The following is a 26,392-nucleotide window of genomic DNA, read 5'->3' as shown; positions in this document are numbered from 1 at the left end:
CTTACTTATAATATCATAAACAACTTCACTTGAAAATTCCATTATCTTTGTTATTCTTTTAAGAGAATCTTTTTTTCACAAACTGCTACTTGCTTTTTTCGGTTACAAGTGATATTTTGTGAAAAACGATATACTACATTTTTGCTTTCATTTTATATAGATGAAAACTTTTTTATTATAGAAACTGGAGGAAATTTTGATGTCTGACTCAAAAAATATATATGATTTAACGATTGTTGGCGCTGGTCCTGTCGGTCTTTTCGCCGCTTTTTATGCAGGAATTCGTAAAGCGAAAACTAAAATTATCGATAGCTTGCCTCAACTTGGCGGACAGCTCTCAACGCTTTACCCTGAAAAATATATTTATGATGTTCCTGGTTTTCCTGCAATCAAAGCGAGTGAACTAATCGAGAATTTAGAAAAACAAATTGCTCCTTTTGCACATGAAACTTGTTTAGAAGAAGAAGTGAGAAATTTGGTGCAAGAAGATGGTTACTTGCGGATTGAAACATCAAAAGGTGTTCACTACTCTAAAGCCGTTATCTTTGCCATTGGAAATGGTTCGTTCCAACCTAGACGTTTAACGATTGATGGTGCAGCTGAACTTGAAGGAAACCATGTTCATTATTATGTTACTGATATGAATAAATTTTCTGGAAAGAAAGTTGCTATCGCTGGTGGTGGTGATTCTGCTATTGATTGGGCCTTAATGTTGGAACCTATCGCAGAAGAAGTTTCGATCATTCATCGTCGTCCTGAGTTTCGTGGACACGAACACAGCGTGGATAACTTAAAAAATTCTGAGGTATCTATTTATACACCTTATGTTATTGACCAACTTTTAGTAGAAAATAATTCATTCAAAGGTATTCAATTGAAAGAAACAAAAGCGGATAATTTTGAAAAGCTTGATTTAGATTCTTTAATCATCAATTATGGATTTACTTCATCCTTAAGTCATTTAAAAGACTGGGGCTTGGATGTTAGCCGAAACGCAATCGAAGTCAACTCGGATATGTCAACCAATATCCCTGGTGTTTATGCGGTTGGTGATATTTGCAACTACGATGGCAAAGTCAAATTGATTGCAACTGGTTTTGGTGAGGCACCGACTGCTGTCAACAACGCTCTACATTTTATTAAACCAGATACTCGAACTCAACCGATGCATAGTACTAGTCTATTTGAAGGAAAAGAAGCGAATATGCTTTAATAAGAAAGAGCGTGAGACAAAACTAAAAAACAGTTTTGTTTCGCGCTCTAAATCCGAATAAACGGCGATAAAAAAAGCAGTTCCTTCGGAAATAAGAGGGAATTAACAAAAATTTGAAAAGCAATTTTCGTGAATTCCCTCTTATTTCTCGGAGTTAAACGCTTTTGTCTCGGCCTATTTTTATCCCATTTCTTCTTGCCAAAGTACAATCGCTTTTTTTATGTTAAGCACCAGTTCTTCTGGTGTTTCTCCAGTGATTCGTTCTCCTTCAAACAATACAAAGTAAGTTTGAGCGCAAAGAACACATTCATTCATACAAGAATAAGAGATTACATCGCCATTTTCTTCAATAAAAGGATCACTTAACAACAGCTCTGCGCCCTTAGCCAAATTTTGTTCGCAACATTCTATTAGTGGATTCATTGATCTTCTCCTTGCATTTTTCTCTGTAGATAGTATACCATTAATATATTCTAAGTTTAGAAATGAAGCATTGGAGGTTTTTATTTTGGTAATAAAAGGTGAAACATTGGAACAAAAAGCGCGACAATTATTAAAAGAGCGTGGTGTTGAGATGGAGGATTTGGCAGAATTGGTTTTATTCTTACAACAACCTTATATAGAAGATCTTGATGTGGCAACTTGTATTGAACATATTGATAGTGTTTTATCAAAGCGTGAAGTGCATAACACGATTATTACGGGTATTCAATTAGATATTTTAGCTGAAGAAAAGAAATTACTTCATCCTTTACAAGAGATTTTAGAAGAAGATGAAGGTCTTTACGGTATCGATGAAATTTTAGCGCTCTCAATCGTTAATGTCTATGGTTCGATTGGCTTTACAAATTACGGCTATATCGATAAAGTAAAACCTGGTATTTTAGCTAAGTTGAATTCTCATGAAGGACCGCAAGTTCATACTTTTTTAGATGATATCGTGGGCGCGATTGCTGCAGCCGCTGCTAGTCGTTTAGCTCATTCTCAACCAGATAAAAGTATGATCACACAGTGATTAGTTTTTTCAGATAAAAAATAGGAGTAGAACCTTACTATACCAATACTATTGGTTACTTAAAGAAAGGTTACTACTCTTTTTTATGTTTTTAACGGCTTTTCAATTGCATCAATAGTAATTCTTCTATTATAATAAGTTTAAAGTATATGACATGCTATATACTTATGATTAAAGCTACCACTATAGGTAAAAAGAGTTTCTTCTGATTTTAAATGAGCACATTTTTTTCAGTCGTTGATTTTCTTCCCCAATAGATAAATCAAATGCCTATAGTGGTAAACTTTATTCAACACACCCCAAATCGTTAAATCATACATACCTCCAATATATATGCACGTTCAACACGGATACTTGAAACAAGAGATAGAAGCAAAAAATAAAAAAACGGTATCAGAATTCCTTCCAATACCGTTGTATCGTTCAATAAGTAAACCCTGGCATGTTCATCATCTCATGTATTTTTAGGGGTAGATATTTTCCTAAAAATTGAGTACAATGAATCATGTCAGTGCTTTTGCATTGACGAGGGCAACTTGATTGGTCAGCGTATTGACTCATCAGGGCTTCGTAGTTTGGCGGCCACCAAACTGTGAAGTGCCTTTTTTATTTTATTCTTTTGCTTCTATCATGTACTCATTGTACAAGATGAGTGAATGTTTCGTCAATGCTGATTCAGCTTTATTTTTTCCTTGAAAATCAATCTTTCTTTAAACAAATGCTAGTTACAAGGCTTTCCTTATTATTTTCTGTTTAGTAGAAATTCTTATTAACTGACTAATACTTCACTTAGAATCGTTAGGAAATAGTAATTACGATTATTGATTTGTCGATACAGCCATCTTCAGTGCTTGTAATGCATCAAAGTGTTGAATAGTATAGACCGTTGTTCCTTTTTGCCACACGACTGAATTATTTTGGTAGCTATCACTTATGCTAGCTGTTAAAGAAATCTGTCCAACATTTTGAGGAGCGGGTAGCATCGCTGTTTCTAAGTAAGCAACAGCTTCTTTGGCTAACGGCTCAGCAACTTCCCCACCAATATTTGATGCCCTAACAACCAGGCTCCAATTTCCTTCTTGCCATGATAAAAAACTAGAACCTGCGGCACCTTGTTGGTATCCTGTAATTCCATACCCTAAATTGATCTGACTTCCACCGTTATCAATGATTTGATTGACAGCACTGGCAGCAGCTTCATTTGAATCATAGGTTTTTTTCTCAAATGAAGCAATTGGTTGTAAGTCATTGACTGCAGGATCATTAACCTCAATCCCATGATCTTCAGCATAATACAAAATTCTAAAATTTCCTTGATCAACAGCACCTGTCGTTGCTGCAGTCAAATAGACAGCGGTTTGACTTGTTAAGATTGCTTGTGGCAATTGATCATTTGAAAAATCATTTTTTAACTGATTTAAAACAGTGTCAGCTTGTTTTGCTGGTGTATTTTTTTCTGATTTTACAGTAGATTGGCTTTCACTGGTTTTTGTTTCAGATGAAGACGATTTTGTTGAGCTTTGACTTGTACTAGATTTTGTAGTCGTTTTACTTGTTGCTGTGGTGGTTTGACTTGTTTTTTCAGTACTTTTAGCTGTAGTAGAACTTTCAGTAGTCTTGCCTTTTCCGCCACAAGCGGCTAGCGATAATCCTGCTAGTAATATAAATGAATAGATGAATCTCTTTTTCATTTTTTCCCCTCCTAGATGTTTCTTTTCTTTAGTTTATCATTAAATAATGGAATACTCACTTCATATGATTATTATGAAGAACAAATCAAAATAAATAAAAAAAGAGAATGCATATTCCATCTTCTAAACGTCCTAAAACGCCGACAGAATACCATTCTCGTGGGTTTGGCACCCAATACGTCGTAAGGGGCTCGAACCCATGACCCGCTGATTAAGAGTCGATTAAATCATATATTATCCTTGTAAACCTTATTAAATCAGTGTTCTTTTTATTGGTTTCATCATTATTATTAGTTTTTAACTCTGTTTTAGACAATAATTAGTCATCGTTTTTGAAGTTTTTTAGTTCATTTGATAACACTCTTAAATACTCTTCCTCATCTTCTTCGTAAGTAATAATGTCAAAACTGATTTCAGCATCAATTTCACTTAAGAAATGAACCATTGGTGAATCTACAACCATTGCAGGAAAATCTCCATCATAACAATCTATTGATAATACTACAGCGTACTTAATTTGTTCATCTTTAGCCTTTTTTTCAGAATACTAGTTTTAGGTTTAAATTTACTTAGTATCTCCTGATATGCTAAAGTAAAATCATACATTTCAAAGAGTGTTTTACTATAGCACCGACTATACCTTGGTCGATATTCTTCTGGCAGATTAGTTTTTTTTTATTACATCTAATCAATCATATAACCCCTTTATTATTCCCTATACCTAATTTTTCAGATAGTTAACATTGACAAAAAGACCTATTGAAGAGTAAGTTACACTCTATAAAACAATAGATCTTCTCAATTATTTTGAAGTAAGTTCTATTGGAACAGAAAGTCCTCCGTTCCCTTCAACATTTGAAGCAAACTGACATATGATTTTATTTTCTCCCTTAATGTCAATGTAACAGCTACTTTTATTACTGGTGAAGACAAAACTATCCTCTTTTGACCGTACATCATATTTATACAATAGTGTATCGTTACTCTCTCCATTTTCAATAATTTCCAAAGTATTCATATCACTACTTTTGAAGACAATGGTTGTATCCTGATTGCTATTTTTCCACTCTTTATCCAGTAAAAAACGGAAAATATACTCTCTACTTGATAATTTTTCTTCCACAGGATTTGATTGTTTAGAATACAAATAAACACCCCCCACAATGAATAAAACAAATAAAGAGATAATTATTGGAAATTTCTTAGTGAGTGTTCCCATGTAAATTTCCCTCCTGGAAACGGTAATGTTGGTGATTTAACGCCGCCATCAATACAGTTTGTATGAGGATACCAAGGATTCCAAATGTAATACACATTTAACCCCTTATCAGGATTTACCCATCCATGAAGAACCAATGCATGGTAAGCATATTTTGCATTCGTATCATATTCTACTTTGGCAAATACAAATACAGGATTTCCTTTGTTCAACTCGTTTCTATTCTCGGCTAAAGTTAAAGGACGATTAACATAATAGGGATTCATTCCTAATTTTGATTTTGAATAATCCATAGCTTGCTGCATATTTATTCCACCGTTCATATAGAAACTTTGCCCTGTCGCTTTTGGGAAAAAATGTCTCATGACTGTTTCTGCTTTCAAATAAAATGAAGATCGCTTGTTATTAGCTATTGCACTTAGCGCATAGCCCATACACCACTCATTTTTCCCACCATTCACTTGTAATTGATTCTCATAAATTTTTAAATCTATCATAGAATAATTTGAGCCACTAGAATAGCCTCTCACCATTTTTTTAGGTTTAATATATTCATTTTCTTCACTCATATCAACTGTTTCGGTATGTTCATTAGAGATAGCATCCACAACTTCTTCAACTGTGGTTTCATTTTGCAAATCACTTTGTATCGGTGCTTGATATAACAATACGTTTTCTTCATTTCCATTTGTATAATAAATATCATATCCTTAAGTATAATCCTCTAGATCTGCTTGACCTTTTCCTTCCGGAAGTAACATTGAAACTATCTTATTAGATACATTATTTTTTGCATACAACTCCATTTCAGAACTTATTTCACCACTTTCAACAGCTAAAACATTATCAGCTATTTCTTGTGCTTCAGCAGCAGAAAAACCAAATAAAGTAACCCAGCAAATCCCTAACAATGTAACCATCCATTTTTTCATTTTAACGCCTTCTTTCTTTTTTATACTTAATATTCATAACAAGTGTTAAAATTATGAATAGTATAGTTTCCATTAGTGAAAATGTTTCTTTGAAGGTGATTAGTTCCGATATTTTTCCCTACTAAACCATTAATCTAAAATAATAATTTACCAAATTTTTCTTTTCAAAAATTAAACATGTCAATATAATCATTATTATAAACAACGTGTTTTATCTAGTCAACATTTCATACGTATACGATTACATGATTTTTGACACTCTCATGTTGCCTTACTTATACATAACAGAGGAGAACCCACAGCAATCAAGAACAGGCTAGGTCATGCCTCAATTACAACAACAATTGATATATATGGACATTTATACCCAAACAAAAATCAATGAGCGATAAACTAGATGATTTACTTTAAAATAACAATAAATTTAAACTAACTTTTTTATAAGTAGTCATTTTTAGAGCACAAAAAAAGAGAATGCATATTCCATCTTCTAAACGTCCTAAAACGCCGACAGAATACCATTCTCGTGGGTTTGGCACCCAATGGGTCGTAAGGGGCTCGAACCCATGACCCGCTGATTAAGAGTCAGCTGCTCTACCAACTGAGCTAACGACCCAAATAATTAGTACTTAAATATTGTAGCACTTGGAAGTTGTTTATTCAAGAGGAAACGTCAGAGACAACGAAATAAATTGCGAGCGTTTTATCTCATTGTCTTTGACTATACTTTTTCCCCTTGTTCTTTTTTTACAGGACACGTGGTGTGACAATCATCACAGCTCTTCCCTTTTTTGATTCGAGAATAGACAATATATCCAGCTGCACCAAAGATCAATACTGCTAAAATGAACGTCGCCATGTACTTACCCTCTTTCTAAAGTTGCCATTGTAATAACTGATTCTTCTTTTACATTTGGTTTTCTAACTAAGTAATAACCCATGATAATCAATAGTAACGTTGCAATCACTATCCCAATATTGACTTGACCATTTTCAAAAATAACATGCCCAAATTGATAGATAATGAAACTCACAACATAAGCTAAACCACATTGATAACCAATCGCACCCCAAGTCCATTTCCAATCTCCCATCTCTCTGCGAATTGCGCCAATCGCTGCAAAACACGGAGCACACAATAAATTAAAGACTAAAAATGAATAGGCTGCAACTGGTGTGAATGCACCTTGCAATGCAGACCAAACTTCTACACCATCTTCCGATACTTCCCCTAAATGTCCAAACAAAATACCAAATGTGCCGATGACATTCTCTTTCGCAACCAAACCTGTAATCGTAGCAACTGCTCCTTGCCACGTTCCCCAGCCAAGTGGTGCAAATATTGGCGCAATCACTTTACCTAAGTTTGCTAGAATACTTTGGTCAGCACCTGCTTCTTGGAATGTAAATGAATAGGTAGAAGTAAACCAAATAACAATACTCATTACAAAAATAATCGTTCCTGCTTTCTTCACAAATGATTTACTCCGATCATACGCATGACGAAGAACACCTCGTAATTGAGGCATATGATATGCTGGTAATTCCATAATGAACGGTGCTGGATCACCTGAAAAGGAGCGTGTTTTTTTCAACGCGATACCTGATAATACAATAGCTGCAATCCCGATAAAATAAGCGGATGGTGAAACCCAACTACTTCTTGGAAAAAAAGCGCCAGCAATTAATGCAATAATCGGCAATTTTGCAGAACACGGCATAAAAGTTGTAACCATGATCGTCATCTTACGGTCTTTTTCGTTTTCAATTGTACGGCTAGCCATGACACCAGGGACACCGCAACCTGTTGCAATCAACATCGGAATAAAGGATTTACCCGACAATCCAAATTTTCTAAACAAACGGTCCATGACAAAAGCAATTCTTGACATATAACCACAATCTTCCAAGAATCCCAAACACAAGAACAATACTGCTAACTGTGGTAAGAAACCCAACACAGCGCCAACACCCGCAATAATCCCATCTAAAATTAAACTTTGCATCCAAGGCGCTACCTGCCAACTAACCAATAGACCTTCAACAGTATTCGGTACAAGATTTCCAAATAATTCATCATTGATCCAGTCTGTTCCCATAGTTCCGACTGTTTGAATCGCTAAATAATAAACAAACCACATGATCACAGCAAAAATTGGTAACGCCAACCAGCGATTCGTTACGATTCGATCGATTTTGTCACTGGTACTGAAGGTGATTTCATTTTTCTCAATTGAACAAAGAGCTGTTAAACGAGTAATAAATTCATATCGTTCATTAATAACGATCGCTTCACTATCATCACCAAATATTTGTTCTGTGATTTTAATGATTTCTTCTATTTCGTTTTGCTGTAGAGTGCTCAAACTTAGTTCCGCATGGACTCTAGCATCTCTTTCAAACAGTTTGATACTGTACCAACGAGCTTGTTTTTCCAATACACTATTCCCTAAAACATCCATGATTTCATTTAACGCTGCTTCTAAACGATTATCATAGGTTGGATAGTTACATTCTGATGGAAAGATTTCGGTTGCTTTAACTGCTTTTTTTACTAACTCATCAAGTCCACGATTTTTTAAGGCACTAACCCCTAGCACATCTATACCTAAACCATAAGATAGCTTTTCAGTATTAATCTTTCTTCCCGTTTTATCCAAAATATCCATCATATTCAATCCAACAACAACCGGAATTCCAGTCTCCATCAATTGAGTGGTCAAATACAAGTTTCGTTCTAAATTTGTGGCATCCACGATATTGACAATGACATCAGGACCCCCGCTAAGCAAATAATCTCTGGCAACCACCTCTTCTGGAGTATATGGTGAAAGAGAATAAATACCTGGTAAATCCTGAATCGTTATTTGTTTGTTTTTTTTCAGCTTCCCTTCTTTTCTCTCAACAGTAACCCCTGGCCAATTTCCTACATATTGATTTGCACCTGTCAGTGCATTGAATGCTGTTGTCTTCCCACTATTTGGATTTCCCGTCAGAGCAATATGCTGTTCTTTCATTTCTTACCCTTCTTTCTGTACCAAGACTAATTCTGCTTCATTTTTTCTTAACGTCAGTTCGTATCCACGAAGATTGATTTCGATTGGATCTCCTAAAGGCGCCATTTTTCTGACGAGAAGATCCACACCTTTTGTTAGCCCCATATCCATCAAACGTCTTTTAACTGCACCTTGTCCATGAATCCCAATTACACGGGCTTTTTCGCCTACTGTTAATTGATCTAAAGATAACCAATTTTCCTCATCGATATTTTTTTCTACTATTGTAATCTGTTGTAACACCGATAGATTAATGGCAATTCGGCTATTGTGCAGCAAAACAATCCCATTCTCACTAGAATAATTCACTAGTACAACTTTCCCACCTGGGACAAGACCAAGATTATTCAAATGCTTCTTCGCAAAACCTTCTGCCTGAATCTCTTCAATTGTATAAACCTTATTCAACTTTGCCTGTGCTAATGTCAACATTTGCTGATCCTCCCTATTTTAAAAGCGTAGTAGGCTCATTTAGCCTTGACTGAAAAATAGGAAAATATGGTGGTGACGTTTTTAGTCACTAACAGATTTTATCTTTTCACTCAAAGGCTAGCCTAAGAAGCTAAATGTACTTATAAAGATTTGTGAAAAAGTTTCATTATTATTGTCATTGATATTGATAATCGTTCTCATTAAGTATACCTGTTTGTGATACTTAAATCAATGTTCTTTCAACCTAGAGTAAGAAAATATTTATTAGATACATAGGTTAACTTTTCCTAGTGTGCCTCACTACGATTGACCACTATATCTTGTGCCCCAAGAATTAAAATTTCCAATTCAAAATTTAATAAATTTCTTTTTTAAACACAAAAATAGCCACAATAGTCGCTCAAATCTAGAGAATACGTGTTTTCATATTTCTTTCAAAAACACAAAACTTGGTATTCAGGTGAAAAACAACCACAATATGTAGTGCCTAACTGTTGACTTTTTTCGTGAGAGATTTATACTAGTGAAGTAAACTAATTGAGGGGGAATTAAAAATGAACGTAAAAATCTTTTCTAAAAATAATTGTATCCAATGTAAAATGGCAAAACGCTTTTTGAGCGAGAATAATATAGCATTTGAAGAAGTAAATATTGATATCCAACCAGACGCAATCGACTGGTTAAAAGAACAAGGTTTCCAAAGTGTTCCGGTTATCACTTCTGATGCTACAACAGTTGTCGGATTCCGTCCTGATCAATTAAAACAATTGGCTAGCTAAAATGAAAATTGTTTATTTTTCAGTCACCGGACAAACCAGACGCTTCATTAAAAAATTGGATTTAGCAGCTTACGAAATTGAGCCTGCGAATCCTTTTTTTGAGATAAATGAGCCTTTTGTCCTAGTCGTTCCTACTTATGACCAAGAAATTACTGAAGTAGTGAACGATTTTCTTGATTTTAAAAGTAATCGAAAAAACCTGCAGGGCGTTGCTGGAGGCGGAAACCTCAATTTCGCAGAATTATATGTATATACAGCCAAAGACATAGCACGTGATTACAACGTTCCAATGCTTTTTGCTTTTGAATTTAGCGGCACGAACGAAGACGTGGAATCCTTTAAGAAAGTAGTGAATGAACTTGAGTCTAAAAGAAATTAAAGATGTTAGCTATTTTAAGCTGAATAATGAGATCAATCGTCCTGTTGATGGACAAATTCCTTTACATAAGGATAAAGAAGCATTGGAAGCTTTCTTCAAAGAAAATGTCCTTCCTAATACAAGAACCTTCAATACTATAGAAGAAAAAATTAATTACTTGATCGACAATGATTATTTAGAAACAGCATTTATTGAAAAATATTCTATGGCTTTTATTGAACAATTATACACATTTCTTGCTGAACAACATTTTGAATTTAAATCATTTATGGCAGCTTACAAGTTTTATTCACAATATGCGCTTAAAAACAATGAAGGAACTGAATACTTAGAAAGTTATGAAGACCGTGTGGCTTTTAATGCCTTGTATTTCGCTGACGGCAATGAAGAATTAGCTTTAATTCTAGCCGACGAAATGATCCACCAACGTTATCAACCTGCTACACCTTCTTTCTTGAATGCTGGACGTAAACGCCGTGGCGAGCTTGTTTCTTGTTTCTTGATTCAAGTAACAGATGATATGAACAGCATTGGTCGTTCAATCAACTCAGCTTTACAGTTATCACGTATCGGTGGCGGTGTGGGTATCACATTAGCAAACTTACGTGAGGCAGGTGCACCCATTAAAGGATACGAAGGAGCTGCCAGCGGCGTAGTTCCTGTCATGAAATTGTTCGAAGATAGCTTTAGCTATTCTAATCAATTAGGCCAACGTCAAGGTGCTGGAGTAGTGTATCTAAACGTCTTCCATCCAGATATCGAAATGTTCCTTTCAACGAAGAAAGAAAATGCGGATGAAAAAGTTCGTGTGAAGACTTTATCTTTAGGCGTTGTGGTTCCTGATAAATTTTACGAATTAGCACGTAATAATGAAGATATGTATCTATTTAGCCCATACAGTGTTGAACGTGAGTATGGTGTGCCATTCTCTTATGTCGATATTACAAAAGAATACGATAATCTTGTGGCTAACCCTAAGATTCGCAAACGTAAAATCAAAGCCCGTGATCTAGAAAATGAAATTTCTAAATTACAACAAGAATCCGGCTATCCATATATCATCAACATTGATACAGCGAACAGAAGCAATCCAGCTTATGGCAAAATCATCATGAGTAACTTATGTTCAGAAATCTTACAAGTTCAAACACCATCAGTTTTAAATGGCAAACAAGAATATGAAACACTTGGTACAGATATCAGCTGTAACTTAGGTTCAACCAACATCGTCAATTTGATGGACAGTCCTGACTTTGGTAAATCAGTTCGTGCTATGACACGTGCCTTAACATTTGTTACGGACGCGTCAGATATCGATGTGGTTCCTTCTATTCAAAACGGAAACAGATTAAGTCATACAATCGGACTTGGTGCGATGGGCCTGCATACGTTCTTTGCTAAAAATCATATGGAATATGGTTCTAAAGATTCACTAGATTTCACCAATGTTTACTTTACTTTATTGAACTACTGGACTTTAGTAGAAAGCAATAACATTGCTAAACAATACAATGAAACCTTCCATAATTTTGAAAAATCCGATTATGCTAATGGTTCCTATTTTGATAAATATATTGAAGGAGATTTCACTCCACAATCAGATAAAGTCAAAGAAATTTTTAAAGAAATTTTTGTTCCAACTTCTGAAGACTGGGCAAACTTACGTGATGCAGTGAAAAAAGACGGTCTATATCACCAAAATCGGTTAGCTGTCGCTCCGAATGGTTCTATTTCTTATATCAATGATACAAGTGCTAGTATCCACCCAATCACTCGCATGATTGAAGAGCGCCAAGAAAAGAAAATCGGTAAAATTTATTACCCAGCTCCTCATTTAGCAAATGACACAATTCCTTATTACACATCTGCTTATGATATGGATATGCGTAAAGTGATCGATGTTTATGCAACAGCGCAACAACATGTGGATCAAGGTATGAGTTTAACATTGTTTATGCGTTCTGAAATTCCAGAAGGTTTATATGAATGGAAAGATTCACCAAAACAAACAACTCGTGATCTGAATATTTTACGCCACTATGCTTTCCATAAAGGTGTTAAATCAATTTATTATGTACGAACATTTACTGATGATGCTGAAGAAATTGGTAGTAACCAATGTGAGAGTTGCGTCATCTAAAAATTGAAACTAACAAACTCGTAAAAAAACAAACAAGGCGCCCTCTGGTCGCCTTGTTCCATGATTTATTGTATTGGTAATGAGGAGGAAAATACATGGCAACGTATTATGAAGCAATTAACTGGAATGCTATCGAAGATGTAATCGATAAATCAACTTGGGAAAAGCTAACGGAACAATTTTGGTTAGATACTCGTATCCCTCTATCAAATGATCTAGATGACTGGAGAACTCTTTCAGACCTCGAAAAAACAACTGTAGGCTATGTCTTTGGTGGTTTGACACTATTAGATACTGTTCAGTCTGAAAGTGGGATGGAACAGTTAAGAAATGATGTCCGTACACCACATGAAGAAGCTGTTTTAAACAATATCCAATTTATGGAATCTGTTCATGCAAAAAGCTATTCATCAATCTTTAGTACATTAAATACTAAAAAAGAAATCGATGATATCTTCGAATGGACAAATACCAATGTGTACTTGCAAACTAAAGCTGAGAAAATCAACGAGATTTATAAAAATGGTACACCATTAGAAAAGAAAGTTGCGAGTGTGTTTTTAGAAACTTTCTTATTCTACTCTGGTTTTTATACGCCTTTGTACTACTTAGGAAATAACAAACTAGCAAATGTCGCTGAAATCATCAAATTAATCATTCGTGATGAATCTGTTCATGGTACTTATATTGGATACAAATTCCAATTAGGGTTTAACGAATTAACTGAAGCAGAACAAAATGATATGACAGATTGGATGTATAATCTTCTTTACGAGTTATATGAAAATGAAGAACGTTATACAGAAGAACTATATGACGGATTAGGCTGGACTGAAGAAGTAAAAACATTCCTACGTTACAATGCCAATAAAGCATTGATGAACCTTGGTATGGATCCACTGTTTGCTGATACAGCGAATGATGTCAACCCAATCGTGATGAACGGTATTTCTACTGGTACAAGTAATCATGATTTCTTCTCACAAGTCGGTAATGGTTATTTATTAGGAACCGTTGAAGCTATGAAAGATGATGATTATCTGATTGGTATGGAATAATTATTACTATAAAAAATAAGTATAAGATAAAACTCAAGTAGTTTTGATCTTAGGCTTATTTTTTTATAGAACAAGTCATTCCCTATACATTTAACAATCATTTCAAGAGGTGCCTTATGACTATATTTTTATATAAATTATTGCTAGGATTTATTGTAGGAAGTCTAATCGCCACATTCTCCTATACTACAAATTTACTCACAAAGTCTGGAGCTTTTGCTGTGATTTTTATTGCTGGTGTCGTTTGTGGATTTGGCCCGTGGTTTACTTGGTTGTTACTGATTTTATTTTTTGGTAGTTCTGGATGTGTACATCTAGCAAAAAAAGTGATGAAGATAGCTAAAATTGACTCTATTGCTGAAAAAGGTCATACTAGAGATGCTTGGCAAGTGCTTGCTAACAGTCTTCCAGCAATTATTTCCTTAGTTCTTTTCTACTATACAGAAAATCAATTATTTATGATTGGTTATGTTAGTGCCATCGCAGGTGCGACAGCCGATACTTTAGGATCTGAGATAGGTATTTTAAGTACACATGTACCACATTCGATTATTACACTTAAACCAATTGAACCAGGTCTTTCTGGTGGTATTTCTATCCTTGGAAGTGTTGCCTCAATCTTCGGAAGCCTATTGATTTCATTTGCATTTTGGCTATTTTTCGGGTGGAATCACTTTTCTCAACTCCCAACAAGCGTCATGATTATTGTGCCATGTATTTGTGGCATTGTTAATTCTATTGTGGATAGTTTATTAGGAGCAACCCTTCAAGCAAAATATCGCTGTGTTATCTGTGAACAACTCACTGAACAAAAAAAACATCATTTACAACCAAGTAAGCTAGTTAACGGTATCTCATGGTTGTCTAATGATTGGGTGAATTTTTTTAGCGGTTGTTTGACGATCTTATTAAGTTGGGTCATTATTTTTTATATGTATTAATAGTTACAAAAAAGGTATCCTCAAGAAATTCAAGGTTACCTTCTTTTTGTTATGCTCATAAAAAATAGTTTAAATGCTTACCAAACGAAGTTTCGTTATATTTTTATAGATTGATAAATCTTCTATAACTTCAGCATACGTCATTCCTTTAGGTAAATCAATCGTATAAATATTCGTGTAAATTTGTGTATCATCAACTAATACTACATTGAAGTTTACATCTTCGATTTCGATTTTATGTTCTTCAAAATAGTGATTGATAAATTCTTTTGTTTCCTGTTTGTGTATATAGCGGATTTCTAATTTTTTTGTAGTAGGTACATGAATCACTTTTCTCACAACAGTCAATGCAACAAAAACACCAATGAAACTAGTGATTGCAATCGCATAATACCCCATACCAATTGCAATACCTAAGCCTGCCACAGCCCAAAGTGAAGCGGCTGTTGTTAAACCTGTTACAGATTGTTTAGTCACAATAATTGTTCCAGCACCTAAAAAACCGATTCCACTCACTACTTGAGCAATCAACCGTGCTTGGTCAGAACGGATCACACCAGTCAATTCAGGATGATTAACAGCATCTTGCAAAGCACTCGCAGCTATTTCAACTTGAATCAGTGCAATGATAGTAGCACCCATACAAACCAAAATATGCGTCCTCATACCAGCAGGCCGGTTTTTATATTGCCGTTCGAATCCAATCACTCCGCCAATCAGCATAGCTAAACATAGTCGAATAATAATCTCAGGAACTGTTAAATTTATATCCATCCTATTCATTCCTCCTACCTATTCTATTTCATTATAGCACTAATTCAAATTGAGGGAGTGAGGATCATTTCCAGAAAAAAAGCGTGACTGAAGAGGTTCCTTCAATCACAGCCTTTCGTTCTTATAATTTACTTGCTGCCGCCTCATCGATGATGACAACAACATCTGAATGATTTTGTAAAGCACTTGCTGGTAAATCAACAGAAACAGGTCCATCGATCATACCTTTGATTGCATCAGCTTTTGCTTCACCATATGCCATTAAAATCATTTTTTTGCCTTTCATGATTGAACCGATTCCCATTGAAACAGCTCTTGTTGGAACATCTTCTACTTTTTCAAAATTACGTTTGTTTGCATTGATTGTAGATTCTGTTAATTCAACCACGTGAGTTAAACTATCAAGAGGTGTTCCTGGTTCATTGAAACCAATGTGCCCGTTTTGACCGATACCTAGAATTTGAATATCGATTGGGTTACTATCGATAATGCTTTCGTAGTGCTTGCATTCCGCTGCTAAATCTTCTGCTTTTCCATTTGGCACATAAGTGTCTTTGAATGGTTTTTTATTGAATAATTGATCATTCATGAAGTAACGGTAACTTTGGTCATCGTCTCCGCCCAAACCAACATACTCATCCAAGTTTACAGAAGTCATTTCTGTAAAATCTAAATCGCTTGTAGTCATCTCTTTATATAATGTTTCTGGCGTGCTTCCTGTAGCAAGTCCTAAAACTTTTGCGCCGTTATTCATGCCTTCTTTGATCAATTCAAATGCTTTTTTTCCGCCTTCTTCAGCGTTAGCTACTTTGATAATTTCCATTAAAAATTGCTCCCTTGTTTTCGGATTTGGTATAGTCCAATTATAACACCCTATAAAAGAGATTTCTAGTCTAAAATGCATGGAAAATAAAAAAACTTCTATTCTTAATCGGAATAGAAGTTTCAGCTCTAGTAACCATCGCCAGAATAAGGAGTTTCCTCTGCTACGGCATTCGGATCAGTATAAACAGATCCATCACCATTAACACCTGTCGTTGGATCTACATAACTATTTGTACCATAACCATTAACATCATACCCGCCATAAGCAGCTGTATCATCACCTGCAGCATAATTATTATAGTTGGCATTGTCAGTAGCCTGCATTTTTTCATTTTTTGCCATGCCTAATTGGGCACGTAAGTCTGTTTGTACTTCAAACAATTTCGTTGGGTCAAGTAATTGATAGTAGATACCTCCGATTTCTGTACCTTCTCCATCTAATTGCAAAGAATCGATGTCTTTAAAAGCAGGCATATATTTCTTTTGAATATCTACCATATTATCCCAAGTCAAATCGGTTTTTACATTATCTTTTACCGCATCCAAGATTTTTCTATATTTCGCTACACCATCTAGACTGATTACTTTGCTAACGATTTTTTCAACAACTTCTCGCTGACGACGTTGACGTCCAATATCACCTTCTGGATCTTCCTTCCGCATACGAGCGTATGCTAATCCAGTTTCGCCATCTAGTTTAACCTTACCAGCAGGAACAACGATACCATCTAATGTGAACTCACCAATCGTATTGTCTACTTCAATACCGCCCACAGCATCAATTAAATCTTTCATGCCTTTCATATTGATTGATACATAATTATCAATCGGAATATCTAACAAATTTTCAACCGTATCAATGGCCATTTTAGCCCCACCAAAAGCATAGGCATGATTCAATTTATCTTCGGTCCCATTACCAACGATTTCAGTCAAGATGTCTCTATCCAAACTAATCATTGTTGATTTCTTTTCTTTCGGATTAATAGTAACTACCATTGTAGTATCTGAGCGACCTTGTTCTGTGCGACCTAAGTCCCCAGTGTCAATTCCCATTAGTAAAACCGAAAAAGGCTCTTGTGCATCAATATTTACAGCCGTATCTCTTCTTTTAGAAGTCCGGTCGATCGATTCATAGACACCTTTTACTGTTCCAGTTGCATCAGAATACATTTTAATCCCATATGCACAGAAACCCGCAACGGAAACAAGAACTAATCCTAAAGCAGTTAATATTACTTTTTTCCATAACTTCATAAGACACTTCCTCATTTTTGCAAGAATAATTCATGAAACCTATTTTCTCACAATTTGAACCATGCCGCAACTTTTTTTGGGAATTGGCATGATATCTTAATGTATTTGTAAAATAATAACAGTTAAGGAAGAGAATTATCAATCTCTCCTAAATATGTCTCGAGTATAAACTTTCTCTTCACAATCACTCAAATCATCTTCGAATCGATTGGAAACAATTATATCAGACAATTTTTTAAATTCTTTAAGATCTCTGATAACATTTGAATGATAGAAAGAATCTTCTTTTAATGTGGGTTCAAATATAATTACATCTATTCCTTTTGCTTTTAATCGTTTCATTATTCCTTGAATTGAAGAATATCTAAAATTATCAGAGTTTGCTTTCATTGTCAGTCTATATATTCCTACAACTTTAGGATTTTTTGCTAAAATCTGATCAGCAATAAAATCTTTTCTTGTTGTGTTTGCTTCTACGATTGCTCCAATAATATTATTGGGGACTTGATCATAATTTGCTCTTAATTGTTTTGTATCTTTTGGAAGACAATAGCCTCCGTAACCAAATGAAGGATTATTATAATGCGTGCCGATTCTAGGATCTAGACCAACGCCTTCAATAATCTGTTTTGCATTTAAATTACGAACTTCAGCATAAGTGTCCAACTCATTAAAATAGGCAACTCTCAAAGCTAAATATGTGTTAGAAAATAACTTGATTGCCTCTGCTTCAGCAGAATTAGTTAATAGAATCTCACTATTTTTTTCGACTGTATTTTCTAAAAACATATTTGCGATTTCTTGAGCTCGCTCTGAGCATTCACCTATTATGATTCTAGACGGATAGAGATTATCGTAGAGAGCTTTTCCTTCACGAAGGAATTCCGGTGAGAATATGATGTTGTTAGTATTGTATTTTTTCTTTAAAGATTCTGTATATCCTACAGGAACAGTTGATTTAATAATAAAACACGCATCAGGTCTGATTTCTAAGCTTTTTTCTATGACAAATTCAACAGTTGTAGTATCAAAATAATCTTTCTTTTCATCATAGTCTGTTGGTGTCGCAATGATTAGAAAGTCCCCAAACTCAACTGCGTTTATGAAGTCTTTTGTAAATTTGAGATTCAAATCAGATCTTTCTAAAAAATGATGGATCTCTGCATCTTCCAAAGGAGAGATTTGTTCATTAAGCATATTAATTTTTTCATCATCAATATCATACGCAATCACTTCTTCTCTTTGTGACAATAATAATGCATTTGCTAAACCAACATAACCAAGACCAAAGATTGATATTTTCATTTTAACTCCTCCAATTGGAAACATTTATTAATTTTATAATATACTGTGTTATTAATACAATCGGGTAATAGAGTAACAGTGATACAATGATAGTTATTATAAAAACTATATACCAACTATGCACACCTTTTACTTCTAAAAAATTAATTATCAAATTATGTGTTAGCATAAAATATAGACTTTCTTTTCCAAAAAAAGCTAGCATATTCAGCGGAAGGCCTTTCTTTTTTTCTAAAAATATTGATATGACAAAAATAAGCTGACATATTGCCACTGGAACTATTATATTTATAATTAATGGTGATGCCACAGCATTTTTCAAATCAATATTCAAGTCTACTAATTTTAAATGAAAGAAAAACATGAATACTAGCAAAATAACTATTGCTAATTTACTAATTATCACTCTCCATTGCCAATTCTCTTTCATATATACACCTATGGAAAAGAAAACTATAGCTATAGGAATCACGTTAATGTCCATAGGTAAAGTTATATACTGAAAAACGAGCTGAAATGTAAAATAACATGTAAACAAAAAAGCAATTTTAATAGCCTTTTTGTTTATTTTTTGGTAAAAATAAAATATAATTTCAGTAAAAAAAAGCACTGGGATAAACCAAAAAGCACCTATAATTCCTGTAACTTTCGTACCACTATAAATAAGCTTGAGGAGTTCTTTACATATAAAAGATGCGTCAAATTCCCAAACTAATACTTGAAAAAGTAAAATACATAAAATTCCATATACATAGTATGGGATCCACAATGAAATAATTTTTTTGCGAAAAAAATCTGTAAATTTTTGTTCATATCCCCTTTTGTTCAAAAATCCACTTATTATAAAAAACAACGGAACATGGAACCAAAACAGATACTTCATTTGTGGAAATCCTGAATGACCTAAAATAATAGAAAGTATGCCCACTCCCTTAGCATAATCAATCCACTGAACCCTACTTGACAAGTTATCACCTTTTTCATTATTAATCTTATTATGAAAATAAACAGTCTTCTCATGTACATTTTTAATAACTAGTAAACAAGTATCATTCTTCACACTCATTTCAATTATTATAGATTTCCAAATTCAATCTTCAATCTATTATATTGAATTCTCTTGACTACTGGCTGAATTATAACAACCTCAGCCTCTAAAACAACATTTTTATACTTGCAAGACCCATTCCATATATAGAATAACTTCTTTACTAGTTTTAGCTAAAGAATCTATACTAAAACTATTCAAAATTCCAAAGTTTCGAATTGTTTCTAATTTCAAGAATTTTACTGAACGTTGAAGTCTGCACTAATAATGTAGCCAAAAATAGAAGCAACGTGACGAGACTAGAATATTCATATGGGAATGTATTCATGCAAGCTGCGATAAAAAACAAGATTATACAAATAATTTGCTTAAAGAAACTAATCTTAAAGTTACATTTTCTAGAAAAATATGTTCTAGCAATACAGAAAATTATATAAGAAAACGCCGTAGAGATTGCGGCTCCTACAGTACCAAACTTAGGAACCAAAAGATAATTCAAAATAATATTAGGAATAATCGATAGAATACTAATCCAAATATTATAATAACTTCTACCTGAAAAAACGATTCCTAGAGTAGTAGTTTCACTCAATGTATATAATATAGGCGTCAAAGCCAACAATCCTGCTATATATTGTGCTTCAGCATAGTCATTAGACAATATCAAAACAATATATTTTTTAAAAAACAGGACAAAAAAGAAACCTACAGTCATGATTAAAAGCAACATATCACTTATAAAAGAAAAATGTTTGATATCTTTTTTTTCTTTATCCCACCTATACGCAGTTGGAACCCAAAAGCTAGTAAACGCACTTTGAATAATTTGTAAAATATTTGAAATCTTCAAGGCCGCCGTGTAAATACCTAATTCATAAAAAGTACTATATCCTCTTAAAAAGAATCTACTCGAAGTATTCAAAAGATTACTTAAAGATGCAGCGATTATTAAAGGTATACCAAAAATAAGCATCTTTTTCATTAAGTTACTATCAAATATATGTACATTTATTTTAAAAAGATGTCTATATTTTAAAATCAAAAATATATCTCCAAAAAATTGCCCAAATATCGTTGCATATACGATTGTTAAAAATGTTCTTTTTCCAACCAAAACTAGCACCAATGTAAAAACAAATATTACAATTTTTAAAAATATTGAAAAAATTGAGTATTCTACAGCTTTTTCGGCCATTCTAATTGACAATAAGATAAACCTCTCAATAACTGAAAAGATAATCATTATTCCAAATAGGATACTTATTTGCGTATAATTTGGATTAGAGAAAAATAAGATAGAAAATTGTTTTTTAAATAGAATAGTTATAGTACATAACAAAACAGCAGCTAATACAGGAATTAATAAAGCATTTTGAAAAATTTTAATTTTATTGTCATCTCTGTGATACTCTCTTGTGTATGATTGGTCTATTCCCAAATAAATAATTGATAACAAAAAATATTGAATAACTGAAAACATGCTCGCTTTCCCGAATTCTGCCGGATTTATATAGTAAGTTGTAACAGGGATTGTTAAAAATGAAATCGCAGCTCCCAAAATGGGCCCTAAAGAAAATCCTATTAGTTTGGAAATAAATTTTTTCATAGTCAACCTCCCTTAAATAAATCTTGAATATGTGACTCCCATTTTCCTTTGATTATTTCTGGTGTAAAATCTTTTGACCGTTTTTTAGCTAGATGACTAAGGTCTTTATAAAAAACATCATCGCTTAAAAGCTTTTTGACTGCCTCAGACATTTTAAGAATATCAAAAGACTCTATTACGATACCAAACTCATCGTCACCTATAATTTCTCTAGGACCGGTTGTATCGAATGAAATCACTGGTAATCCAAAGGTCATTGCTTCTACTATAGACAGACCAAATCCTTCCCATCTAGAAGTAGACAGAAAGATTTTTCCGTTTTTATATAGCTCTGCTAATTCATTTTCATTCAATGCTCCTAATAAAATTATCCTATCATTCAAGTCATTCTTAACTATCATCTCTTTTATTATTTTTTCTTGTTTTTTGGTTCCTGAACCAGCAAATTTCACTATTACATCTCTTGGTAATAAGTTAACTAACTCAATTAAAAAATCAATTCCTTTAGATTTAACATCAAATCTTGACACAAAAACAATATCATTTCTATTACTTGAGACACTATTTACTTTTGAATTCATCGTAACACTATTAGAAATGCTTACTGTATTATGGTTGTACTTAGCAAAAGCCCGTCTATCTGCTTCAGTTAGACAAACAACAGAGTCACTGCATATTAATCCTTCTAAATATTTATCTTTAATTTCACTATAATAGTTTTCCAAATATACTTCAGCAGTGCTATGTTGCCAAGCAATTACTTTAATTTCTGGAATGTACTCCTTTATAGACTGACTAAATGTTGTTAGAAATCCACCACTTAAAATTACTAAATCAATTTTTTGTTCTTTGAGATAATTTAGTAATCGTCCATGCCTTCTCTTAAATTCTACTACCGGATTGGCTTTTCCATTAGAAAAGATAGTTTTTCTAAGTACTTTTCTCTTCAATTTAGAAAATAGAGTTAACTCATCTTGAGTTTTATCTATTTTCATTTCTAGTTCATCGATATTAAAAAATGGCTCTTCTGGTCGAAATGAGTAAAATGATACTTTATTTTCTTTAAGAGAAAGTTGTTTACCTAGATTCAAAACAATTTTTTGTTGTCCACCAAGTTTAAAATCAGTATTAACTAAACAGATATTCATTTACTAATTCCTTTCTCATCCGAGAAACTCTTCATTGTCTTTATTATTTAGCAAGATAACTCCAAAAAGTAACAAGAAATTTGTACTCACGTTAAAAACACTTTGCTCCATCAAACCAAAAATCAAAAAAATTAATAGATATATATTCCAATATTTTAGGTAGTAATTATTTAAAGTTTTTGATATTCGATATAAGTACAAACTAAGTAAGCCTATAGAGAATGCACCATAATTTAATAAGTATTTCAAGTAGACATTGTCTAAAACCTTATATTGAAAGCCTACAACTTCTTGGACTGAATAATTTAGACTACTGTATTCAACTTGTTGTCCAAAAAAGGTAAGTCTATACTCATTTATGAATCTACTTCCTATAGAAATTCGATTAGACAACAGAATACTAAGTTTAATAATTAGGCTATTACCATGCAAATATAATATTGAAGAGACGTAAGAAACAACAAATAAAATTATAAATATGATTGGAATAAACCATCTTGAATTAATAAACAAAAAATTTCTATTCTTAAAAAAATATTGTAGTAGGGTTAAACATGACACTACTAATATAAGGAAAAACGACGTTCTAGAGTTGGTCAGACCATAAAAGATAATACTAATAATATTGAAAACACCGATTTTAAATATTAACTTAGTCATTTTTTTTTCTGAAAAAGTAGATAGCATGAATAAACTCAGCAACATCACTCCAACAGTATTTGGATGCCAAAATCCTAATGAACTTCTAACAATTCCATCTCTTATTACAACCCTGTCAGGAATGACTGATAGGAAAAAAAGAGATAATATTAATATAAAACTTATGGCTTGTGTTACAAAAAATGTGTTTAGTATTTTTTTTAGTGACAAACATTTTAATCCTGTAATGACAATCATTAAATCCAATAATGGAGAAACTCCAACAATAACTCTCGTTACAAATAACGGAATAAAGATCGTAGCCAAAACAACTATTTGTTTTACACTATATTTATTAAATAATAAGATAAATAGAAGAGACAGTATGATATAGCCACTTTTAATTATTTGAGCAAAATTAGCTAAACTATGAACTAAATTTAATGTTGAATTTTGTATTAAAAAAATTGTCATTAAATATACCGAAAATGAGCTTATTATTAATAGGTTTTTAAATTGTAATTTTTTATTCATACTACCTCCAGTTCTTAACTTACTGTGTACTCTTTTGGAGTGATATAATCAACTTTCTCATGTCTTTCTTTTATTATTGCTGGATTTCCATAAGCAATGGAATTTGGTGGAATATCTTTTGAGATAACAGTATTAGCACCGATTACACAGTTTTCACCGATATTTATTGGACCCACTACAACAGCTCCAGAATATATCACTGTATTTTTTCCGATAATAGGCGCACCAGTATTATTTAATTTACCATTCATATACCTTGTATTTGCACCAATAGTAACATTTTGATATATCCAGCAACCATCACCAATAGTAACTCTAGGATGAATCACACAGCCTAAGCCGTTGTGTTTAAATTGTATATCATTTCCTATTTTAGTATTCTCATTCACATACGCTTCGAAAGCAAACAGATACCTCAAAATAAGGATAATTAAATGTGAAAAAAATTTTAATCTTTTACAACTTAAATAAATTGCAAATCTCAATAATTTTGTAGCTTTCATAAATTTCCTCTCAAACTTTCCCTATTGAGAATAAAAGAATTTCTCTAAATCTTTTTATTATATCTATAATGGAAATTTTCCCTTGATATATTGAATTTTCAATATCAAGATAATAAGTCAGATATTCTTTTTTAAATGGATGGACACTTCTAAACTTCCATGGTTTTGAAGACGTCGTAAAGTGTACTATTGCTGGTTTCTTTTTCAAATTTGCTAAACTTTCTTTCTCAATTCCGATGACTGTTCTTCTTTTGGCAAAAAATAGAAATTGTACATTCCATTTTAAAGGTAACTCAAGCCAATCTCTTTTATACACCGCATTAAAAGCAGCCTGATCATTTAGCATTGTTAAGTGATTAAATTCTTTGATAAATTTTTCTAATTTTTTCGTTGCCTCATTTTCTCTCATACTCTTTAAATTCATAACCATAATTCCACTGTTAAAAGTTTTTTCATCTTCACGAAGCCCCATAAACTTATTATCCTTGTTATATCCAGGATTCCAAACAGCTGCAATCTCTGGTTTTGAATTATCGTTTATGAATTCATCCCATAATCCCCCAATATCTTCTTTCACTAACAAATCACTGTCTAAGAAAATACAAGTTTCCCATTCTAATAAAATTGACGGCAGATAAATTTTTACATACGCAGCTCTAGAAATATGCCATTTTGGTTGAACATGACTTAGAATAGAATCGTCAAAATACAAAAATTCAATTGCACAATTTTGATATTCATTTTCGAGTTCATCGCCTAACTTCTTCAAGTCATTTACAACTTTTTCTGTTAAAACACACTTTATATTAATTTTTCTATTGGTATTTGCTAACATACTTTTTATTGTTACTACTGCTGGAATAAAGTAATTTTTATCAGTAATCAGCGCAACATTAATATCATTTTTACTCATAATTCTACACACTCTCACTATTAATCAAATTTAATAAGTTTGAAAAGAAAAAATCATTGTTAGATTTAAATTTACTAAACTTATGCTCGCTAATTCTAGCTAAGCATCTGGAAAAGCTTTCCTCATCCGTTGCTTCAAAACAATAATTAAGTTCAACAAATAATTTAGTAATTTGAAATTGATGGTCATCAACATGCTCCCCATATTTAGACTCTCTTGGAATCACGATAACTTTTTTATTTCTCTCCAATGCAGAAATTATCGATCCCGTACCTCCATGAGTAATTATTATATCAGCCTTATCATAAAGTTCATTTATAAATATTTTCTCATAAAATTTTTTTGTCTTAAAATTTTTAGGTTCATACGAACATGAACCAATTTGCCCAATTACTTCATTATCAGAAATTTTTCCATCCTCAATAAATTTATCAACCATTTTAATAAGTCGATTAAATTGGAATTTTTGTGAACCAACAGTTACAAAAATCATTTCCGCTCCTCCCCCTTAATATATGTTTCCTAAACAAATTGCATTCGGATAAAATTTTTTTAATTCCTCCCACTGGATAATAAAAATATCACAAAATTTATACAGTAGCTTTCCAGTTAAAGTGGGTGAAGAAACCTTTGCAAAAGATTCAATAAAAATTAGTTTTTTCCCAAAAATCTTACCTATCAGATATGTTGGTATAACTGATAATGCTCCTGTAGAAATAATAATGTCAGGTTTTTCTTTGAAAAATATTCTAATAGACAATATCGAATTCCACAAAAATTTTATTATAAAAAATAACTCTTTCCGATTTAGTTGTTTTAAAAAGTAAGTATCTGTTGACGAATAATTATACATAGTTTTTTCAGTAACTATATAAAGTTCAAACGTTTCACCTAATTTATTTAGCATTAGTAATTCATCATAATGCCCTCCAGAGGAAGCAATTAAGCATATTTTCTTGGTTTCATTATCTATATTTTTCATCAA

The 26,392-nt window shown here is 32.9% G+C and carries 28 protein-coding genes and 1 tRNA gene; 7 read left to right on the top strand and 22 right to left on the bottom strand.

Annotation, left to right across the window (positions count from 1 at the left end):
• Window positions 1-199: 199 nt before the first annotated feature.
• A complete protein-coding gene (locus IGJ02_RS03540; protein WP_430603322.1) occupies window positions 200-1,213 on the top strand; it encodes an NAD(P)/FAD-dependent oxidoreductase in 1,014 nt (337 codons plus the stop codon).
• Window positions 1,214-1,393: 180 nt separating this feature from the next.
• Here the strand turns inward: IGJ02_RS03540 and IGJ02_RS03535 are convergent, their stop codons facing one another.
• Complete coding sequence (locus IGJ02_RS03535; protein WP_010760432.1) at window positions 1,394-1,636, bottom strand: DUF1450 domain-containing protein; 243 nt, start codon at window positions 1,634-1,636, stop codon at window positions 1,394-1,396.
• Window positions 1,637-1,721: 85 nt separating this feature from the next.
• Between IGJ02_RS03535 and IGJ02_RS03530 the strand changes: the two genes are divergently transcribed.
• A complete protein-coding gene (locus IGJ02_RS03530) occupies window positions 1,722-2,228 on the top strand; it encodes a phosphatidylglycerophosphatase A family protein (RefSeq protein WP_430603321.1) in 507 nt (168 codons plus the stop codon).
• An 818-nt stretch (window positions 2,229-3,046) separates the two neighbouring features.
• Here IGJ02_RS03530 and IGJ02_RS03525 read toward each other — a convergent pair.
• The 9 genes from IGJ02_RS03525 to IGJ02_RS03485 form a co-directional block, all read right to left on the bottom strand.
• Window positions 3,047-3,919 carry a hypothetical protein gene (locus tag IGJ02_RS03525; RefSeq protein WP_010760430.1) on the bottom strand — a complete coding sequence of 291 codons (873 nt, stop codon included), beginning with the start codon at window positions 3,917-3,919 and terminating at the stop codon, window positions 3,047-3,049.
• Window positions 3,920-4,238: 319 nt separating this feature from the next.
• Complete coding sequence (locus tag IGJ02_RS03520) at window positions 4,239-4,382, bottom strand: hypothetical protein (protein WP_010760429.1); 144 nt, start codon at window positions 4,380-4,382, stop codon at window positions 4,239-4,241.
• 339 nt (window positions 4,383-4,721) lie between these two features.
• On the bottom strand, window positions 4,722-5,066 hold the full coding sequence (locus IGJ02_RS03515; protein WP_430603319.1) for a hypothetical protein: 345 nt from the start codon (window positions 5,064-5,066) through the stop codon (window positions 4,722-4,724).
• A gap of 41 nt (window positions 5,067-5,107) precedes the next feature.
• Entirely contained in the window at window positions 5,108-5,806 is a 699-nt protein-coding gene (locus IGJ02_RS03510) for a C47 family peptidase (RefSeq protein ID WP_430603317.1), read from the bottom strand.
• 42 nt (window positions 5,807-5,848) lie between these two features.
• Window positions 5,849-6,070 (bottom strand): hypothetical protein, encoded by a 222-nt coding sequence (locus IGJ02_RS03505; RefSeq protein ID WP_430603315.1) that lies wholly within the window; start codon window positions 6,068-6,070, stop codon window positions 5,849-5,851.
• Window positions 6,071-6,613: 543 nt separating this feature from the next.
• Window positions 6,614-6,686 (bottom strand) — tRNA-Lys (locus tag IGJ02_RS03500).
• Window positions 6,687-6,791: 105 nt separating this feature from the next.
• On the bottom strand, window positions 6,792-6,929 hold the full coding sequence (locus IGJ02_RS03495; protein ID WP_430603313.1) for a FeoB-associated Cys-rich membrane protein: 138 nt from the start codon (window positions 6,927-6,929) through the stop codon (window positions 6,792-6,794).
• A 4-nt stretch (window positions 6,930-6,933) separates the two neighbouring features.
• Complete coding sequence (feoB, locus tag IGJ02_RS03490; RefSeq protein ID WP_430603312.1) at window positions 6,934-9,087, bottom strand: ferrous iron transport protein B; 2,154 nt, start codon at window positions 9,085-9,087, stop codon at window positions 6,934-6,936.
• Window positions 9,088-9,090: 3 nt separating this feature from the next.
• On the bottom strand, window positions 9,091-9,558 hold the full coding sequence (locus tag IGJ02_RS03485) for a FeoA family protein (RefSeq protein WP_010760424.1): 468 nt from the start codon (window positions 9,556-9,558) through the stop codon (window positions 9,091-9,093).
• Between the two features lie 554 nt (window positions 9,559-10,112).
• Here IGJ02_RS03485 and nrdH point away from each other — a divergent pair.
• The 5 genes from nrdH (at window position 10,113) to IGJ02_RS03460 (ending at window position 14,855) form a co-directional block, all read left to right on the top strand.
• On the top strand, window positions 10,113-10,337 hold the full coding sequence (nrdH, locus tag IGJ02_RS03480; RefSeq protein WP_010760423.1) for a glutaredoxin-like protein NrdH: 225 nt from the start codon (window positions 10,113-10,115) through the stop codon (window positions 10,335-10,337).
• Between the two features lies 1 nt (window position 10,338).
• Window positions 10,339-10,716 (top strand): class Ib ribonucleoside-diphosphate reductase assembly flavoprotein NrdI, encoded by a 378-nt coding sequence (gene nrdI, locus IGJ02_RS03475; RefSeq protein ID WP_010760422.1) that lies wholly within the window; start codon window positions 10,339-10,341, stop codon window positions 10,714-10,716.
• Window positions 10,697-12,856 carry a class 1b ribonucleoside-diphosphate reductase subunit alpha gene (nrdE, locus tag IGJ02_RS03470; RefSeq protein WP_430604066.1) on the top strand — a complete coding sequence of 720 codons (2,160 nt, stop codon included), beginning with the start codon at window positions 10,697-10,699 and terminating at the stop codon, window positions 12,854-12,856. The genes nrdI and nrdE overlap by 20 nt, the downstream gene beginning before the upstream one ends.
• Before the next feature lie 95 nt (window positions 12,857-12,951).
• Entirely contained in the window at window positions 12,952-13,914 is a 963-nt protein-coding gene (nrdF, locus tag IGJ02_RS03465; protein WP_430603309.1) for a class 1b ribonucleoside-diphosphate reductase subunit beta, read from the top strand.
• Between the two features lie 116 nt (window positions 13,915-14,030).
• Entirely contained in the window at window positions 14,031-14,855 is an 825-nt protein-coding gene (locus tag IGJ02_RS03460) for a DUF92 domain-containing protein (RefSeq protein ID WP_430603308.1), read from the top strand.
• A gap of 69 nt (window positions 14,856-14,924) precedes the next feature.
• Here the strand turns inward: IGJ02_RS03460 and IGJ02_RS03455 are convergent, their stop codons facing one another.
• The 12 genes from IGJ02_RS03455 to pssD form a co-directional block, all read right to left on the bottom strand.
• A complete protein-coding gene (locus tag IGJ02_RS03455) occupies window positions 14,925-15,629 on the bottom strand; it encodes an MgtC/SapB family protein (RefSeq protein WP_430603307.1) in 705 nt (234 codons plus the stop codon).
• Window positions 15,630-15,750: 121 nt separating this feature from the next.
• A complete protein-coding gene (nagB, locus tag IGJ02_RS03450) occupies window positions 15,751-16,452 on the bottom strand; it encodes a glucosamine-6-phosphate deaminase (RefSeq protein WP_430603306.1) in 702 nt (233 codons plus the stop codon).
• A 128-nt stretch (window positions 16,453-16,580) separates the two neighbouring features.
• Window positions 16,581-17,711 carry an LCP family protein gene (locus IGJ02_RS03445; protein WP_430603305.1) on the bottom strand — a complete coding sequence of 377 codons (1,131 nt, stop codon included), beginning with the start codon at window positions 17,709-17,711 and terminating at the stop codon, window positions 16,581-16,583.
• 138 nt (window positions 17,712-17,849) lie between these two features.
• A complete protein-coding gene (locus IGJ02_RS03440; RefSeq protein WP_430603303.1) occupies window positions 17,850-19,016 on the bottom strand; it encodes a nucleotide sugar dehydrogenase in 1,167 nt (388 codons plus the stop codon).
• A 1-nt stretch (window position 19,017) separates the two neighbouring features.
• On the bottom strand, window positions 19,018-20,076 hold the full coding sequence (locus IGJ02_RS03435) for an acyltransferase family protein (RefSeq protein ID WP_430603302.1): 1,059 nt from the start codon (window positions 20,074-20,076) through the stop codon (window positions 19,018-19,020).
• 181 nt (window positions 20,077-20,257) lie between these two features.
• Complete coding sequence (locus tag IGJ02_RS03430) at window positions 20,258-21,670, bottom strand: lipopolysaccharide biosynthesis protein (protein ID WP_430603301.1); 1,413 nt, start codon at window positions 21,668-21,670, stop codon at window positions 20,258-20,260.
• Between the two features lie 2 nt (window positions 21,671-21,672).
• Window positions 21,673-22,818, bottom strand: coding sequence for a glycosyltransferase (locus IGJ02_RS03425; RefSeq protein WP_430603299.1), 1,146 nt, complete (start codon window positions 22,816-22,818; stop codon window positions 21,673-21,675).
• A gap of 15 nt (window positions 22,819-22,833) precedes the next feature.
• Complete coding sequence (locus tag IGJ02_RS03420; protein ID WP_430603298.1) at window positions 22,834-23,991, bottom strand: hypothetical protein; 1,158 nt, start codon at window positions 23,989-23,991, stop codon at window positions 22,834-22,836.
• Window positions 23,992-24,005: 14 nt separating this feature from the next.
• On the bottom strand, window positions 24,006-24,494 hold the full coding sequence (locus IGJ02_RS03415; RefSeq protein ID WP_430603297.1) for a serine O-acetyltransferase: 489 nt from the start codon (window positions 24,492-24,494) through the stop codon (window positions 24,006-24,008).
• A 10-nt stretch (window positions 24,495-24,504) separates the two neighbouring features.
• Entirely contained in the window at window positions 24,505-25,407 is a 903-nt protein-coding gene (locus tag IGJ02_RS03410; RefSeq protein WP_010760409.1) for a glycosyltransferase family 8 protein, read from the bottom strand.
• Window positions 25,408-25,411: 4 nt separating this feature from the next.
• Window positions 25,412-25,900, bottom strand: a complete 489-nt coding sequence (gene pssE / locus IGJ02_RS03405; RefSeq protein WP_010760408.1) for a PssE/Cps14G family polysaccharide biosynthesis glycosyltransferase — start codon at window positions 25,898-25,900, stop codon at window positions 25,412-25,414.
• A 15-nt stretch (window positions 25,901-25,915) separates the two neighbouring features.
• A complete protein-coding gene (pssD, locus tag IGJ02_RS03400; protein WP_010760407.1) occupies window positions 25,916-26,389 on the bottom strand; it encodes a PssD/Cps14F family polysaccharide biosynthesis glycosyltransferase in 474 nt (157 codons plus the stop codon).
• Window positions 26,390-26,392: the final 3 nt, after the last annotated feature.

It is taken from the genome of Enterococcus sp. DIV0724b (genome assembly GCF_050531475.1).
GTDB lineage: Bacteria > Bacillota > Bacilli > Lactobacillales > Enterococcaceae > Enterococcus_L > Enterococcus_L haemoperoxidus.
This window is presented reverse-complemented; position numbering and strand designations above follow the sequence as displayed.